At 43.0% G+C, this 13,726-nt stretch carries 16 protein-coding genes; 9 read left to right on the top strand and 7 right to left on the bottom strand.

Annotated elements, in window-relative coordinates; genetic code table 11:
• Window positions 1–28: 28 nt before the first annotated feature.
• From JOE49_RS01895 to arsC, 3 genes are all read left to right on the top strand, one after another.
• Complete coding sequence (locus JOE49_RS01895; protein ID WP_160789908.1) at window positions 29–379, top strand: ArsR/SmtB family transcription factor; 351 nt, start codon at window positions 29–31, stop codon at window positions 377–379.
• 87 nt (window positions 380–466) lie between these two features.
• Window positions 467–1,756, top strand: coding sequence for an arsenic transporter (locus tag JOE49_RS01890; protein ID WP_245248335.1), 1,290 nt, complete (start codon window positions 467–469; stop codon window positions 1,754–1,756).
• Window positions 1,757–1,781: 25 nt separating this feature from the next.
• Entirely contained in the window at window positions 1,782–2,201 is a 420-nt protein-coding gene (gene arsC / locus JOE49_RS01885; RefSeq protein WP_160789912.1) for an arsenate reductase (thioredoxin), read from the top strand.
• Window positions 2,202–2,242: 41 nt separating this feature from the next.
• On the opposite strand, the gene JOE49_RS01880 is transcribed toward arsC, so the two are convergent.
• A complete protein-coding gene (locus JOE49_RS01880; RefSeq protein ID WP_025721442.1) occupies window positions 2,243–2,638 on the bottom strand; it encodes a winged helix-turn-helix transcriptional regulator in 396 nt (131 codons plus the stop codon).
• Window positions 2,639–2,799: 161 nt separating this feature from the next.
• Between JOE49_RS01880 and JOE49_RS01875 the strand changes: the two genes are divergently transcribed.
• On the top strand, window positions 2,800–3,360 hold the full coding sequence (locus tag JOE49_RS01875; RefSeq protein ID WP_160789910.1) for an NAD(P)H oxidoreductase: 561 nt from the start codon (window positions 2,800–2,802) through the stop codon (window positions 3,358–3,360).
• Window positions 3,361–3,482: 122 nt separating this feature from the next.
• Here the strand turns inward: JOE49_RS01875 and JOE49_RS01870 are convergent, their stop codons facing one another.
• From JOE49_RS01870 to JOE49_RS01860, 3 genes are all read right to left on the bottom strand, one after another.
• Complete coding sequence (locus tag JOE49_RS01870) at window positions 3,483–4,733, bottom strand: ABC transporter permease (RefSeq protein ID WP_209940476.1); 1,251 nt, start codon at window positions 4,731–4,733, stop codon at window positions 3,483–3,485.
• Window positions 4,717–6,036, bottom strand: a complete 1,320-nt coding sequence (locus tag JOE49_RS01865; RefSeq protein WP_160789735.1) for an HlyD family secretion protein — start codon at window positions 6,034–6,036, stop codon at window positions 4,717–4,719. Before JOE49_RS01865 ends, JOE49_RS01870 begins: the two co-directional genes overlap by 17 nt.
• Before the next feature lie 134 nt (window positions 6,037–6,170).
• The gene (locus tag JOE49_RS01860) at window positions 6,171–6,704 is read right to left on the bottom strand and encodes a MarR family winged helix-turn-helix transcriptional regulator (protein ID WP_023990399.1); all 534 of its coding nucleotides are present in this window, start codon (window positions 6,702–6,704) and stop codon (window positions 6,171–6,173) included.
• Between the two features lie 335 nt (window positions 6,705–7,039).
• Here JOE49_RS01860 and JOE49_RS01855 point away from each other — a divergent pair, with 335 nt between their 5' ends.
• The 4 genes from JOE49_RS01855 to JOE49_RS01840 all read left to right on the top strand — a co-directional run bounded on the left by JOE49_RS01855 (window position 7,040) and on the right by JOE49_RS01840 (window position 11,034).
• A complete protein-coding gene (locus JOE49_RS01855; RefSeq protein WP_023990398.1) occupies window positions 7,040–7,606 on the top strand; it encodes a helix-turn-helix domain-containing protein in 567 nt (188 codons plus the stop codon).
• A gap of 251 nt (window positions 7,607–7,857) precedes the next feature.
• A complete protein-coding gene (locus JOE49_RS01850) occupies window positions 7,858–9,093 on the top strand; it encodes a CynX/NimT family MFS transporter (RefSeq protein ID WP_209940475.1) in 1,236 nt (411 codons plus the stop codon).
• A 2-nt stretch (window positions 9,094–9,095) separates the two neighbouring features.
• On the top strand, window positions 9,096–9,527 hold the full coding sequence (locus JOE49_RS01845) for a universal stress protein (RefSeq protein ID WP_023990396.1): 432 nt from the start codon (window positions 9,096–9,098) through the stop codon (window positions 9,525–9,527).
• Window positions 9,528–9,858: 331 nt separating this feature from the next.
• Window positions 9,859–11,034, top strand: coding sequence for an alanyl-tRNA editing protein (locus tag JOE49_RS01840; protein ID WP_053326139.1), 1,176 nt, complete (start codon window positions 9,859–9,861; stop codon window positions 11,032–11,034).
• A 12-nt stretch (window positions 11,035–11,046) separates the two neighbouring features.
• Here the strand turns inward: JOE49_RS01840 and JOE49_RS01835 are convergent, their stop codons facing one another.
• Both JOE49_RS01835 and JOE49_RS01830 read right to left on the bottom strand, forming a co-directional pair.
• The gene (locus tag JOE49_RS01835; RefSeq protein ID WP_209940474.1) at window positions 11,047–11,748 is read right to left on the bottom strand and encodes a YoaK family protein; all 702 of its coding nucleotides are present in this window, start codon (window positions 11,746–11,748) and stop codon (window positions 11,047–11,049) included.
• Window positions 11,749–11,942: 194 nt separating this feature from the next.
• A complete protein-coding gene (locus tag JOE49_RS01830) occupies window positions 11,943–12,461 on the bottom strand; it encodes a DJ-1/PfpI family protein (RefSeq protein ID WP_209940473.1) in 519 nt (172 codons plus the stop codon).
• Between the two features lie 149 nt (window positions 12,462–12,610).
• On the opposite strand from JOE49_RS01830, the gene JOE49_RS01825 reads away from it, so the two are divergent.
• Window positions 12,611–13,003, top strand: a complete 393-nt coding sequence (locus JOE49_RS01825; RefSeq protein WP_075154780.1) for a winged helix-turn-helix transcriptional regulator — start codon at window positions 12,611–12,613, stop codon at window positions 13,001–13,003.
• Between the two features lie 138 nt (window positions 13,004–13,141).
• On the opposite strand, the gene JOE49_RS01820 is transcribed toward JOE49_RS01825, so the two are convergent.
• Window positions 13,142–13,477: a winged helix-turn-helix transcriptional regulator gene (locus tag JOE49_RS01820; protein WP_023990392.1), complete on the bottom strand. Its 336-nt coding sequence runs from the start codon at window positions 13,475–13,477 to the stop codon at window positions 13,142–13,144.
• Window positions 13,478–13,726 lie beyond the last annotated feature (249 nt).

Here is a 13,726-nt window from a genome sequence, read left to right as displayed (position 1 = left end):
AGTTATATAACCGGAAGGGGGTCACACTTTGGAGCAACTTGGTTATGTAGCCGATCATTTAAAGCTACTGGGAGATAAAAACCGCTTGGCCATGCTTTCCCTGCTAAGAGAAAGAGAATGGTGTGTTTGCGAATTTGTAGATATCTTTGATATGTCGCAGCCAGCAATTAGCCAACATTTGAGAAAATTAAAGTCGCAAGGGATTGTAAAAGAAGAACGACGAAGTCAGTGGGTATACTATTCCTTAAATGTAGACGATAAGCCGCATATTCAAGCTGTTCTTGAGAGTATGCCAGACTCTAAGCAGATTTTAAAAGGGCTGAATAAAGAGGAGCCGATCGCATCTTGTGGACCGGATTCCTCAGCTTGTTCATCCTAAAGGCTACTCCGTTTATATCCTTGGGGATAAACGGTGTTTTTAATATAAGTATATGTTTATAAGGTAATGTAATGGGGGTTTAAAACATTGATTTTGTTGGCATGCATTATATTTTTAGCCACTTTAGTGTTGGTGATCTGGCAGCCTAAAAATTTGTCCATCGGATGGTCTGCCTGCGGCGGTGCCATACTCGCCTTGCTGGTGGGTGTCGTCGATTTGCATGATGTTTGGGAAGTTACTCATATTGTCTGGAATGCGACACTGGCTTTTGTAGCCATTATTCTGATTTCGTTGGTGCTTGATAAAATAGGCTTCTTCGAATGGGCGGCGCTTCACATGGCACGAGCTGCGCAAGGAAGCGGAACCCGGATGTTTGTTTATGTGACCATTCTTGGCGCCGTTGTTGCTGCTTTTTTTGCGAATGACGGTGCCGCCTTAATACTGACACCGATTGTACTGGCGATGGTTCGGGCACTTAAATTGGATGAGAAAATGGTGTTTCCTTTTATCATAGCGAGCGGTTTTATTTCAGACACGACGTCGCTTCCGCTTGTGGTCAGCAACTTGGTTAATATTGTGTCAGCCGATTTCTTTGGGATCACCTTTATGGAATATGCGAGTCGCATGATTATACCTAATTTATTTTCTTTAGCAGCCAGTATAGGAGTACTGTATCTCTTTTTTCGTAAAAGGATTCCTAAAACGTTTGATGCGACACAATTAATCAGGCCTGCGGAAGCGATTAAAGATCCAAAGATGTTCCGTATGTCCTGGATCGTTCTCGCGGTTTTGTTCGTTGGCTACTTTGCATGCGAATTTTTTAATATTCCCGTTTCGGTGGTGGCCGGTATTATTGCTATCTTTTTCTTATTGATGGCGCGTAGAAGCCCTGCAGTGCCGATGAAAGAAATCATTAAGGGCGCTCCATGGGCTATCGTATTTTTCTCCATTGGAATGTATGTTGTGGTGTATGGTCTACGTAATGCCGGTTTGATGGATCTGCTGGCCCATGTGATTCAAGCGGTTGCCAATCAAGGTATGTTTGTGGCCACCATGGGCATGGGTTTTATTGCGGCGATTATCTCGTCGGTCATGAATAACATGCCTACAGTCATGATTAATGCGCTTGCTATAGATGCCACCCATACAACAGGTATGGTCAAAGAGGCACTGATTTATGCTAACGTCATTGGGTCGGATCTCGGGCCGAAGATAACCCCAATCGGTTCGTTAGCCACATTATTGTGGCTGCATGTGCTTCGTTCGAAAAACGTGAAAATTTCTTGGGGGACTTATTTTAAAACGGGTATCATCTTAACTATTCCTACACTTTTTATGACCCTACTGGGCTTATATCTGTGGTTAATCATTTCATAATTGAACATTGAAGGAGACGGTAATGATGGAAAAGAAGAAAATTTACTTTTTGTGCACTGGTAATTCTTGTCGCAGTCAAATGGCAGAAGGCTGGGCCAAAAAATACTTGGGAGACCGTTGGAATGTATACAGTGCGGGCATTGAAGCACACGGCCTTAACCCTAAAGCGGTGCAAGCGATGAATGAAATAGGGATCGATATCTCCGGTCAAACTTCAGATATTATAGATCCTGCTTTGCTGAACAGCGCGGATTTCGTTGTGACCTTGTGCGGAGATGCTGCTGATAAATGTCCTATCACACCTCCGCACGTTCGTCGTGAACATTGGGGGTTTGATGATCCGGCTAAAGCACAAGGAACAGAAGAAGAGAAATGGAGCGTGTTCCAGCGTGTACGGGATGAAGTTGGGGCTCGTATTCGGAAATTTGCGGAGACTGGTGAATAAACAAGGTGCACAGCTATAGTATTTCAAACAAGCACGCCTCCTTAAAGAGGTGGTGCTTGTTTGGCGTTTTTTTCCTTCACAGAATACTCTTCCAGTACCTTTGTTTTATCTCCATAGATCCTATCCAAATGATCTTCTCCCCATAAGCAAAAACGATCAAGCAGATCTTTAAAATCCCATCCATATTCACTAAGCTCATATTCCACTTTGGGGGGAACTTGGTTATAAATGATGCGGTGGATGATTCCATCCTTTTCAAGCTCTCTAAGCTGTTGGGTGAGCACTTTTTGGGTGATTTTCGGAATGAGTTGACGAAGTTCGTATGTACGTTTTCTGCCGCTGGTTAAATGATGTAGGATAATGCCTTTCCACTTTCCACTGATGACCTCCAAAGTTGCATCGATCCCGAGCATATAGGTTTTGGCTTTGTCTTCCATAGACTTTCCCCCTCTCCGACCTGTAGTACAAAAGGCACTAAGGAACCTTAAAGTACCTACAGTACATTGAAGTGCGTACTTCACACTTTAATGTATAACATCCATAATAGCATCTGTAGACAGGGTTCAACAATTATGAGGAGAAAGAAGGTTACGGATACATGAAAGTTCTATTGGTCGTCACGCATCCTAGAGAAGATTCACTTACTCTTGCGGTCATGAATCGTTTTGTAGAGGGATTGAAAGAGAATAAGCACGAGGTAGATATTTTGGACTTGGATCGGGATGGATACAATCCGGTGTACAGCGCTGCAGATGAGCTGGATTGGAATACGCCCCATAAACAATATGCTCCTGAAACACGGAAAGAGATGGATAGAATAGTGGCTGCGGATGCTCTAGTCTTTGTGTTTCCATTATGGTGGTATAGTGTCCCGTCCATGCTAAAAGGATACCTGGATAAAGTGTGGAACATAGGTTTACTTCAGGAGTTCACGACAAAGCAGGTTCTGTGGATGTGCTTGGCGGGAGGGACGAAAGAACATCTGATCAAGTATGAATATCACGATTTGGTTACTAATTATTTGAATAAAGCCATTGCTGGTTACGCAAGAGTAAGAGAGTCCAAGGTGGAGTTCTTCTATGATACTTTGTCCGAATCGAAAGAATACATTGAAGGATTACTGGAGCACGCTTATCAATTAGGTCTGGCATATAAGTGAATTCTATTCTGATAACAATGAGAATTTAATATTATTGAGGATTTCGCAAAATCCTGATTATTGAAAAAGGGTTAAGGCTCGTTAGACGGCACTTAACCCTTTTTTATTTTATAGACGAGACTCTATCCTTTTATAGGCTCATGCATAGGTGCGGATGGTGCCCCTTGCATAGATAACCCGCCGCCAGTTGAGCTTGCTGGAACAACAGGATGTGGTGATCCCTTTTCAGAAGCATTGCCAGCAGTTTGCTTGCCCAGCTTTTGTTTTTCCCACAGTGCTCTGGCGATAACCAGCATGGAGAGTACACCCACATATAGTAACAGAGAACCGAGTTCGGGAAGCATCTCTTGCAAAGGTGCACCACGCAGACCCATGGTACGAAGGAATTTGTACATCCATACAAAGGGGAAGAAATCACCGATTTGAATCGCTAAAGGTGGAAACAGTGATCTGGAAAGAACAGCCCCTGATAAAACAAAAGCAGGCATGAGTATCATCACCATTCTGCCGATGGCTATTCCTGGATGTGCAGCGCCCCATGCAACCAGGACATTGATACAAACGGTACCGAATACATACAGGACAACCGGAATTATAAAGAGAATTGGATTGGCCTCGAAACGGCCTCCTCCAAACACTTTAAGCATCCCGAGAGAGAAGATTAAGCCAGCCGTCGAAAACAGCGTATAAGGAAGCATACGCAGTAGTATGTTGAACGGATTTTGCAGCTCAGCAGCCAGCCTTTTGGAAACCCGGAGTCTAGCGACCAGAGGTAAGCTATTTATATTGAGTATCATAAAAGAGAACATACAAGTGAATGCAAGTATCGTCGTATTCTGATAGTCATTCGTTGGATTAAACAGGGAACGCACTTCCAAGGCGATACCATTGAGGGCCCCTTGGGCCTGTTCTGCGTTCATCCCGGTTTTCAACATAGCTGGAACAGACAGTTCCATATTCTCGGAAACGCTAATTTCCTGCATAGCTGTACGAATCGAAGTAATAGATTGAACATTGGTATTATCGAGAATGAGACCCACGCGGCTGGAAAGGGAACGATTGTGATTATCCTCTAAACCATGCGGCAGGGAAATAACAGCCAAATATTGCTCATGATAAAAATACTGTTCAGGGTTGTCCGTATACGAAACAATCTCAGCTACGTTCATATACGGGGAAGCATCTATTTTCTGAATGAACTCACGGCTGTAAGCTGTGTTATCTTGATCCACCACTACCACGTTAGCGTCGTTAATTTGGCTGCTTGGGAGCAACAGTGAATACCCCAGTACGGCAATCAACGGGAAGATGATAGCTATGATCGGATACTTGGAGTGAACCAGATACGACCATTCATCACGAAGAGATTTCATTTGTATTCACCTCAACTGTCATGCCTGGTAGCAAAGCTGCTTCTCTTGTTACATATACACGTACCTGGAATGTAGCGGTATCTGCTTCTCCTTTTTCACGGGACATCTTCACATTAGCGAATTGTGGTGCGGCAGTTACATAGCGTACCGTACCTTTCAGGTCCTTATTGAGACCAGAGATATGAGTTTTAATTTCTTGATTGGCCTTGAATTTCCCCGCTTGTTCTTCATTCACATAGAGATCGTAATATAAATCATTGGTTTCCAGGGTAATCACAGGAGCCCCTTGCGCCACATTTTCGCCGACTTTGGTACTAATCGAAGTAACCTTGCCATCCTGTGGTGCTTTTAACACCAGGCGTTCTTTTTTGAGCAGCAACGTTTTAAGCTGAACTTCCTGTGTGTCTTTTTGTTGCTTTAAGAGGTCAATAGCCAGCTTCTGATCTGCCAACTGTTGACGACTCTGCTGAATGGTTTCCAGTTGGGTCTTGGAACGATCGACGGACAATTGGGCACCGCGAATTTCTTCCTCGGCTTGTTTTACCGAAACGGCTGCTTGTGTCGTCTGTTCACTGGCCTGCATACGTTCTTCAGAAGTGGCACCATGAAGTAGCTTTTGAAGAGACTCTTTTTGCTGGCTCAACTGATTTGTCGCTAAAGTCAAAGAGGATTCGGCATCATCCAACGCTGCTTTGGATGCACTTCCTGCATCATAGAGTGCTTTATTACGCTTATAGTTGGTTTGCGCTGTCTGAACGTTTTTGGTGGCTGAGGCTACGGCAATTCGTTGCTGCTGAACATCTTCATCCCGAGCCCCGTTATTGACCTGTTGTTCCGCAGCAGTGGCTTGACGCTCAGCCGCTTGTGCCCGCTGCAATGCGGCCTGACTTTTACGCTCAGTCACTTGAGCTTGCGCGATATCTAGCTGTGCCTGTTTTTCCTGAGTTGCTGCTCGTGTATACCCTAAATGGATGGATTGTTGCTGTTGGCTGATCTGCGTATTGAACTGGGCGATTTGTGTCCGCAGCTGCTCAATTTGCAGATCCACATCTTTGGAATCCAAAGTCATAAGGACAGTTCCTTTTTTCACCTTAGTTTCTTCTGTTACCGGGATGTTCAGGATTTTGCCGCCTACTTGTTCAAACGATACATGAATGCTATCCGCATTTAGCGTTGTGCCTTTAACGGATCGAGATGCATTGACTTGATCTTGTCCGTTAGTCTGAAGCAGGAACCCCCCGCCGATAAGGCAGGCAATAGAAATGACAGGGATGATGAGGCTGGCGACTTGTGTGCGATTCATGAGTAATACGCTCCTTACATTCATAAAATGAGTTAAACATAGACTCGAATAAATATCCTGGTATGTACATTTTATTTATTCTTTTATTTAATAATTTAAAAGTTAGTCGGCTAACTAAAACGCAAAATTAAAACTTATTCTGGTTTTGCTGCTTTATATATCTCTTTTGCTTGAGGGATGCCGCTTTCTATTTTTTGGAGTAATGTCAGGAGCAGCTCTTTTTCATCGGTGGATAGGTGGCTCATCAGTGTGGAAGTGCTTGTGAAATGTGTAGGCAGCAGTCTTTCCATCATTTCTGTTCCTTGTTCGGTCAGTTTAACAATGCTCATACGGCGGTCGGAAGGGTGTACGGATCTCATAGTAAGCCCATCCCGTTCCAGGCGGTCAAGCAGACCGGTAACGGTAGGCTTGCTAACTCCTACTTTCTCCGCAAGCTCTGTAGCCAGCAATCCTGTTTGGATGTTGCGGTACAGGAGAATTAATATTGAAAATTTTCCATGAGATATACCGAACTTCTCAAAGCCCTCAAAACTGACTTTAAAAACACTGGAAGATACTCGCATAAAAAATAGCATAGCTTCTGTCGCTCTTACATCAATCTCGGGGATACGCTTAGAAAATTCTTGCAGCGCCTCACGAGTGGGCAAGTCCCGTAAATCAAAATCCATAGGGTTCTCCTTTCTTCTTACAGTATGTTCCAATCAACAAATTAGTTAGCCGACTAATCTTAATCTATTCAAAAATGAATTTCAAGCTAAATTTTGTTAATCGTCATGTAGATTTTTCACTATATGGAGGTTGTTGTAAAAAGAAAATAAAGTATTAGACTGAAAAATAAAGTGTTAGACTGACGATGCTTCATTAAGCTAACTGGCAGATTAGTTACATAGACGTCAGAATTTTGCATAGGAGTGTAGTCCACCATCCCATACTAATTGTATGGAAAAGAGTCTAGATAAACAGTATACTAGCTATAATTGTTTTTTGTTGAGGTGCATATCAAATGGATGAAATCGATGAATCAAAACAAATTGTATTACAAATCGGCGGTGTCTTGAAAAAGTACAGAAAAGAAAAAAACATGAGCTTAGACGACTTAGCGGAATTAACGGGTGTAAGCAAACTTACTCTGGGGAATATCGAACGTGGCGATACAAATCCAACTTTGGCGATTATATGGAAAATTTCAAAAGGCATATCTTTACCGCTATTAGCTTTGTTGAAATCAGAAGACCCTGTTAGTTTGTATCGAGCAGGCGAAGGACTGCGGTTTTCTAATGATCAAAAAAATTGGATCATTGAACCGGTCTTTAAAAACGCAAGCAACGATATTGAAATGTGTCGGGCTTACTTACAGCCGAATAGCTCGTATCACCCTGAAGGTCATCATGTGAATACAACTGAAATTGCGACAGTAATGACTGGTTCCATTGAAATTCAAGTCAATGGAGAGATTTACACATTGAATCAATATGATACGATCAGTTTTCGTGCAGATTGTCCTCACTCTTATACCAATCGTACGAATAGCGAAACAGTGCTCCATATATCCTTAAAGTATGGTTTCTAAAAGTCGAAAATTCCACTTATTAAATACAACTCCGAATTCCATGACGGGAATTCAGAGTTGTATTTTTGTTTTTAGATGAGTTAATGTGTGTTATAAAATAATTATTGTTAAAAATAATATATTATAAAATAATTATTGTTAAAAATAATATATTATAATATACTTTTATTGTTCGCGCGGATGTTATTTCATAGTTTTTCAATCAGCAGGAAACAAATTTTACGTATGAATTTAGTAAGGAGAAATGAAGAATGTCGAACAAACAAAATATAAAAGCCGTACCATCCTCTATAGGACTGATAATTCTCGGCATTATTATTATTGCAGCTAATTTACGTGCTCCCTTAACCTCAGTCGGTCCTTTAGTGAGTCTCATAAGGGATGACGTTCGTATTTCAAATACAGTAGCAGGCCTGATAACAACGCTACCTTTGCTTGCCTTTGCTTTATTATCACCTCTAGTACCCAAATTTGGACGAAGGTATGGGATTGAACGTATCATTTTGATTGCCCTAATCTTTCTGACTGTTGGCATTGTAATACGTTCTTTATCTGGCGCAGCTAATCTATATATTGGGACAGCAATTCTTGGATTCGCAATTGCCGTATGTAATGTATTATTGCCAAGTTTAATCAAAAGGGATATCCCAAATAAAATTGGCTCCATGACAGGTGTTTACTCAATTTCAATGAGTTTATTTGGAGCAATCGCATCGGGAATCAGTGTACCGCTAGCCGTGAACGCAGGTCTAAAATGGCAGGGAGCATTGGGAATATGGGGGATTCTAAGCTTTGTATCGATTCTCTGTTGGTTACCTCAATTAGGAAATCAAACGAAGCAAACAACCACGACGAGTCAACAGATGGCCAGCAACGATGTGAATGTTTGGCGATCCCCTCTTGCCTGGCAAGTAACCTTGTTTATGGGTATACAGTCCATGGTTTTCTATGTGTTGATCGCATGGTTGCCTGAAATTTTAAAGCAGCAAGGAATTGGCTCAAACCAATCAGGATGGTACCTCTCGATAATGCAGTTAGCTCTGCTTCCATTTACCTTTATTGTCCCCGTTATTGCTGGGCGCATGTCTAGCCAACGTTTGTTAGTGGTCATCACAATCATTTTGCTTTTAACGGGAACGCTCGGACTTCTATACGGAAGCTCCAATATCATTCTGGTGTGGATTATAATACTCGGAATTGGTGGAGGCTGCGCCTTTAGTTTGTCCATGATGTTTTTCGGTTTACGTACTGAAAATGCGCATCAAGCAGCGGAACTGTCTGGCATGGCGCAATCGATCGGATATCTTCTTGCCGCAATCGGTCCTGCCCTTATAGGATTTCTGCATGATGCGACAAATAGTTGGAATCTGCCACTTTTCATTCTGCTTGGCGCTTCGGTCTTACTCTTTTTAGTCGGTATAGGAGCAGCAAGAAACCGTTTTGTAGGTAGCCGAAATAGTTACGAGCTGCCACGGAAAGGACGATAAATATGTTTGACAAAATTATTGTGGCAATTGATAAAGCTGAAATAACGAACAAACTCCTCGATGCAACCGTTGAAATAGCTCGAAACAAACAAACTCAAGTTACCTTGGTTAATGTCAGCCAGGAATATGTATCGAATGGCATGACATATTTACCAGGGCATTTCTTGGAAGAAATATTGAACGAAATGGAGAAAGCGAGTTTGGAACAGTTGCAACAAGCCAAATCCAAATTAGAATCTGCGGGGATTAACCCGGAAACACTTCATCTTAAGGGAGATCCTGCACATGAAATATTAAATTATGCAAGAGATTCCAAGCAGCAACTCATTATTATTGGAAGCCGTGGGCTAAGTGGCATAAAAGAAATGATGCTTGGAAGTGTCAGCCACAAGGTTTCACAGCTATCAAGTTGCCCAGTCCTCATTGTGCATTAACTCCTTCGGGAACCGTAAAGATGATGCATTGTTATACTAACGGAGAACTTTAGTTCAATAAAACAGCGACAGTCTAGGACTTTATTTTCTCGTCCACGGCTGCCGCTGTTTTTATAGCTGGGGCCAGTCTAATACTTTTTTTACGAGATCTGACGGTTTTATAATTCGAAATGTCGCGTGGGACCAACATATCCAGTCTAGTACTTTATTTTCTTTCTACAGTTGTTCGTGCCATGGTTCAAGCTTTTCCCTACATTGATATTTACAATGAAGTGCTTGATAATAAGTGGATATCGTACGAGACAAAGAACCCAAAAGTGAGGAATCTGGAATGACGACAAAATTATACTACACTGCTCCAAATCTTACGGAGTGGGACACTCATATTACACAGAGCATGGAAAGAGACGGAAAATATTTGGTTATGCTGGAGGAAACGGCCTTTTATCCGCATGGCGGAGGCCAGCCTTGTGATACAGGAACAATTCAGGGCGTCCGTGTATTAGATGTTGTTCTCGAAGATGGGGATATTTGGCATCAGGTAGAGCGTTTGCCGGAGGATAGGAAAGTAGCCTGCCAATTGGATTGGGAGCGCAGATTTGACCATATGCAGCAGCATAGCGGACAGCATTTGCTGTCAGCGGTTTGTCTGGAGTTGTTGGGTGCGCGTACTGAAAGCTTTCATCTGGGACAAGAATATGCCACGATTGATGTGAACTGTTCGGATGTAACACCTGCGCAGCTATCGGCAATCGAACAGGAAGTAAATCAGCAAATCTATAGTAATCGCAACATAAAAAGTTTTTTTGTAACCAGTGAGCAATTGAAGGATATTCCGCTGGTGAAAACGCCCAAAGTGACGGAAAATATTCGGATTGTCGAGATCGAGGGCATTGAATATAATGCTTGCGGCGGTACTCATGTAGCTCAGACCGGGGAAATTGGAATGATTAAATGCTTGAAATGGGAAAAGCAAAAAGGGATGGCGAGAATCCATTTCAAATGTGGTGCTCGCGCACTCCAGGACTTTAATGAGAGTGTTCGGATTTTGGACGTGTTATCTACGAAGTTCAATACTGGACGAAAGGATATTTTGACTCGATTCGAAAAGTGGGAGCAGGAGCATAAGCAGCTCAAGGCGCAAGTGGAGTTCTTGCAAGAGGAAAATGCATCGTACCAGGCGAAAGAGTTGCTATCTGCTGTGCAGGGGCATGTTCTTGCTCATGTATTCGAACAAAAATCCATTCAGGAGATGCAGCAATTGGCTGCCAAGCTGACCGCTGAGCATGATCTGCTTGTTTTATTTGCCACAACAGCCGAAAACAAAATCATTCTGGCACATAATGGTACCCATTCCATTAGCTGCGGAGCGTATTTAAAGGAAAATCTGGGCGCGTTTCAGGGCAAAGGGGGCGGTAGCAACCAATCTGCTCAGGCAGCATTTTCGTCCCGCAATGACCTCTTGAATTTCTTCGAAACGGCCCAGCGGCAGTTCATTCAGGGCTGATGTAATGGAGGATTAGTGACGAAGCGGCAGCTTCCACTTTTCCTCTTCTGTAAATAAAATAAAAGAAAAAATAAGTGCAACAACAGCGCCCCAAACGGCTTTATCCCCAATCGTCAAAGTCAGAAATCCCCCCAGCAAGGCTCCTACCAAGAAGGCAGCCAGGATGACACCATAACGCATCGCTCGAATGGCAGCGTTCGTGTCCTTGGTCGTTACAGCGACATACACAGCCTCGATAGCTGATCGAAGGTTACCGGTGCTGACCGTGGAGGTGTACGGCACATCAATGAGCTTGCGGAAGGAAGTCATTTGTACAGAAGCGACGAACGAGACGATCACCACCACTACCGTATTGGGAACTCCTTGTGGAATCAATCCCACGATGAAAAAAATTGCAATTTCCAGTAAAAGAATAGCGCGGGCCCAGTCTGGAGTTAAACGGTGAGTTGATTTTCTTTTAATCCATTCTGCAACAAAAACGCCCAGTGAAAAGGCGATTAGGGGCGGGATAAAGGCTAACGCCTGAATCCAGTGCCCTTCAATGGCTTTGACAGCCAGCAGCACGATATTACCTGTCTGTGCGTTGGCGAACACACCGCCTCTCCCAACATAGGTATATGTGTCCAAAAAGCCCCCTACTAATGATAGTAAGGCGCCCAGTCGCAACGATTCGGACGTTACCTGATGTAAATGGATTTTGCCTTTCATAAACACGGCATATAAGCCTCCTATACTAAACGTCGATTTTTTAAAGCTAACACGAAAATCCAGGACCATACAATTAAATTAATCACTTAAGCATGAAAATGGCACAAAGAAGCCGCATCGGGTCCCATACAAAAGAAAGGACGCGATGCGGCTTTTTGGAGTGCTGTTTAAAGTGCCCACCTAGAACCTCAAAGATGTGCTTATTGCAGGGCTTTGACAAGTGCTGCGCCGAAGTCCTGTGCACCATCTGGACCGTCGGCTGTAATAATGTCGCTATGCGCAACGACATGCTGTGCCACATATTCGGCTTGATGCGATTGGAGCTGGTCCTTTTGTACATCCACAGGATAACATGTAGCCGTTCTGCCGGAGAGCAGTCCAGTTTGAGCCACGGCTACAGAGCCTGCGCAGATGCCAGCCAATAGTTTCTTTTGCTCATAAGTTTGTTTCAGCAGAGCTTGGAGATCCGCGTTATTCCAAAGATAGTCATTCGTTCCTGATCCGCCGATCACAGATACCACATCATAATCAGCCAGCACAGCGTCAGTAAAAACAAGATCAGCTGTCGCTTTACCGTTGTAGTCACCCGTGATTTCGCCGGTTTTTGTACTAGCTAGCGTCACAGTAACACCTGCTTGCTCCAGTGCTTCCTTTGGTTTAAACAATTCATCCTCATTAAAGCGCTCTGGGGGTATAATAAAAAGAGCTTTTTTACTCATACTTCATTCCTCCTTGAATGTGAAACGATATCTACTATTGTAGGATGGCTTCGTCAGGCTGTGAAGAATGCACTTTCAAGTACGGAGGTTACCTGCAGGTTACTATTAGAGTGCAAGACCATGATGATTTAGAAGGAGTTAATTGATATATGTCTGATACGCTAAGAGAAGAAATACGGGAGAAGATCGTCAACGGAGACTATAATTGCGAAAAGGAACTGACCCTTTCGGTCTTAAGCGGAAAGTGGAAGGTCGTCATTTTATGGCATCTGGGTGTAGAAGGGGCGCACCGTTTCAGTGACCTGCAAAGGCTGTTTCCGAAGCTGTCGCATAAAGTGCTAACCAATCAGCTGCGGGAGTTGATGGAGGACGGTATTGTGCACCGGGAAGTGTATCCCGAGGTACCTCCAAAGGTGGAGTATTCGATGACCGAGCTGGGGATGACGATTTTACCCATTGTGGAGATGATGTATGACTGGGGGAAAAAACGGGTGCAATCCATTCGTGAGGAAATGCAACGCAGCGGTGAGGAGGACGTTTAAAGTTCCTTCATATGAAAAATAGAACGCCTTGCACTATGAGTACAAATTGTACTTAGAGCAAAGGCGTTCTTTGGCATGTTAGCAGTCTGTGTGTTTTTATCATGTTAGTTTAGGAAAAATAGCTGTAGCCCATATGGATCATTGCTTTTCAAGTGCTGGTAGAACCTCAATCCAGCGTGTAGCCCAAGTACCGATATGGTCAAACAAAGGAGCTAAATCGCGTCCCTTATCTGTAAGAGAGTATTCAATCCGTACAGGCTTCTCAGGATAAACCATACGTTGTATGATTCCTTCTTCCTCCAGCTCTTTTAGACGGTCGGAAAGGACCTTTCCACTTAAATTAGGGATTGAATTCTCAATAGCGACGAAACGTTGCGGACCATTGGTTAGTTGAAATACGATCAACACCGTCCAACGCTTACTCAGTAGCTCCATAGCTTTTTCAAACCGTGGGCACATCTGCGGAATGTTCATGTGATCACCTCATGCTCCTATTATTAACGATCCACTGTTAAAAGTAAATGATTTTACTTTACATAAATTTATTACTTGACGAAATGGTGTGATATAAATATACTTTGTTACATAAAGTAACTTATTGGCTTTGATACGGAGCTTGAGATATGAATACTTAAAATTTGAACTTAATTTGATATTATTTTTGATATTATTAATGATGTAATTAAATGAACAGATACGAACTAACCGTTATGGTGATGGTTT

It is taken from the genome of Paenibacillus sp. PvR133, from assembly GCF_017833155.1.
GTDB lineage: Bacteria > Bacillota > Bacilli > Paenibacillales > Paenibacillaceae > Paenibacillus > Paenibacillus polymyxa_B.
The sequence above is the reverse complement of the archived record's forward strand: the minus strand, read 5'-3'. Positions and strand labels throughout refer to the sequence as shown.

Coding starts and splice junctions, on each gene's coding strand:
- JOE49_RS01820 (WP_023990392.1), bottom strand. CDS start 13,477: ATGAACATTCCGCAGATGTGCCCACGGTTTGAAAAAGCTATGGAGCTA.
- JOE49_RS01880 (WP_025721442.1), bottom strand. CDS start 2,638: ATGGAAGACAAAGCCAAAACCTATATGCTCGGGATCGATGCAACTTTG.
- JOE49_RS01825 (WP_075154780.1), top strand. CDS start 12,611: ATGTCTGATACGCTAAGAGAAGAAATACGGGAGAAGATCGTCAACGGA.
- JOE49_RS01840 (WP_053326139.1), top strand. CDS start 9,859: ATGACGACAAAATTATACTACACTGCTCCAAATCTTACGGAGTGGGAC.
- JOE49_RS01855 (WP_023990398.1), top strand. CDS start 7,040: ATGGATGAAATCGATGAATCAAAACAAATTGTATTACAAATCGGCGGT.
- arsC (WP_160789912.1), top strand. CDS start 1,782: ATGGAAAAGAAGAAAATTTACTTTTTGTGCACTGGTAATTCTTGTCGC.
- JOE49_RS01865 (WP_160789735.1), bottom strand. CDS start 6,036: ATGAATCGCACACAAGTCGCCAGCCTCATCATCCCTGTCATTTCTATT.
- JOE49_RS01850 (WP_209940475.1), top strand. CDS start 7,858: ATGTCGAACAAACAAAATATAAAAGCCGTACCATCCTCTATAGGACTG.
- JOE49_RS01845 (WP_023990396.1), top strand. CDS start 9,096: ATGTTTGACAAAATTATTGTGGCAATTGATAAAGCTGAAATAACGAAC.
- JOE49_RS01860 (WP_023990399.1), bottom strand. CDS start 6,704: ATGGATTTTGATTTACGGGACTTGCCCACTCGTGAGGCGCTGCAAGAA.
- JOE49_RS01830 (WP_209940473.1), bottom strand. CDS start 12,461: ATGAGTAAAAAAGCTCTTTTTATTATACCCCCAGAGCGCTTTAATGAG.
- JOE49_RS01870 (WP_209940476.1), bottom strand. CDS start 4,733: ATGAAATCTCTTCGTGATGAATGGTCGTATCTGGTTCACTCCAAGTAT.
- JOE49_RS01875 (WP_160789910.1), top strand. CDS start 2,800: ATGAAAGTTCTATTGGTCGTCACGCATCCTAGAGAAGATTCACTTACT.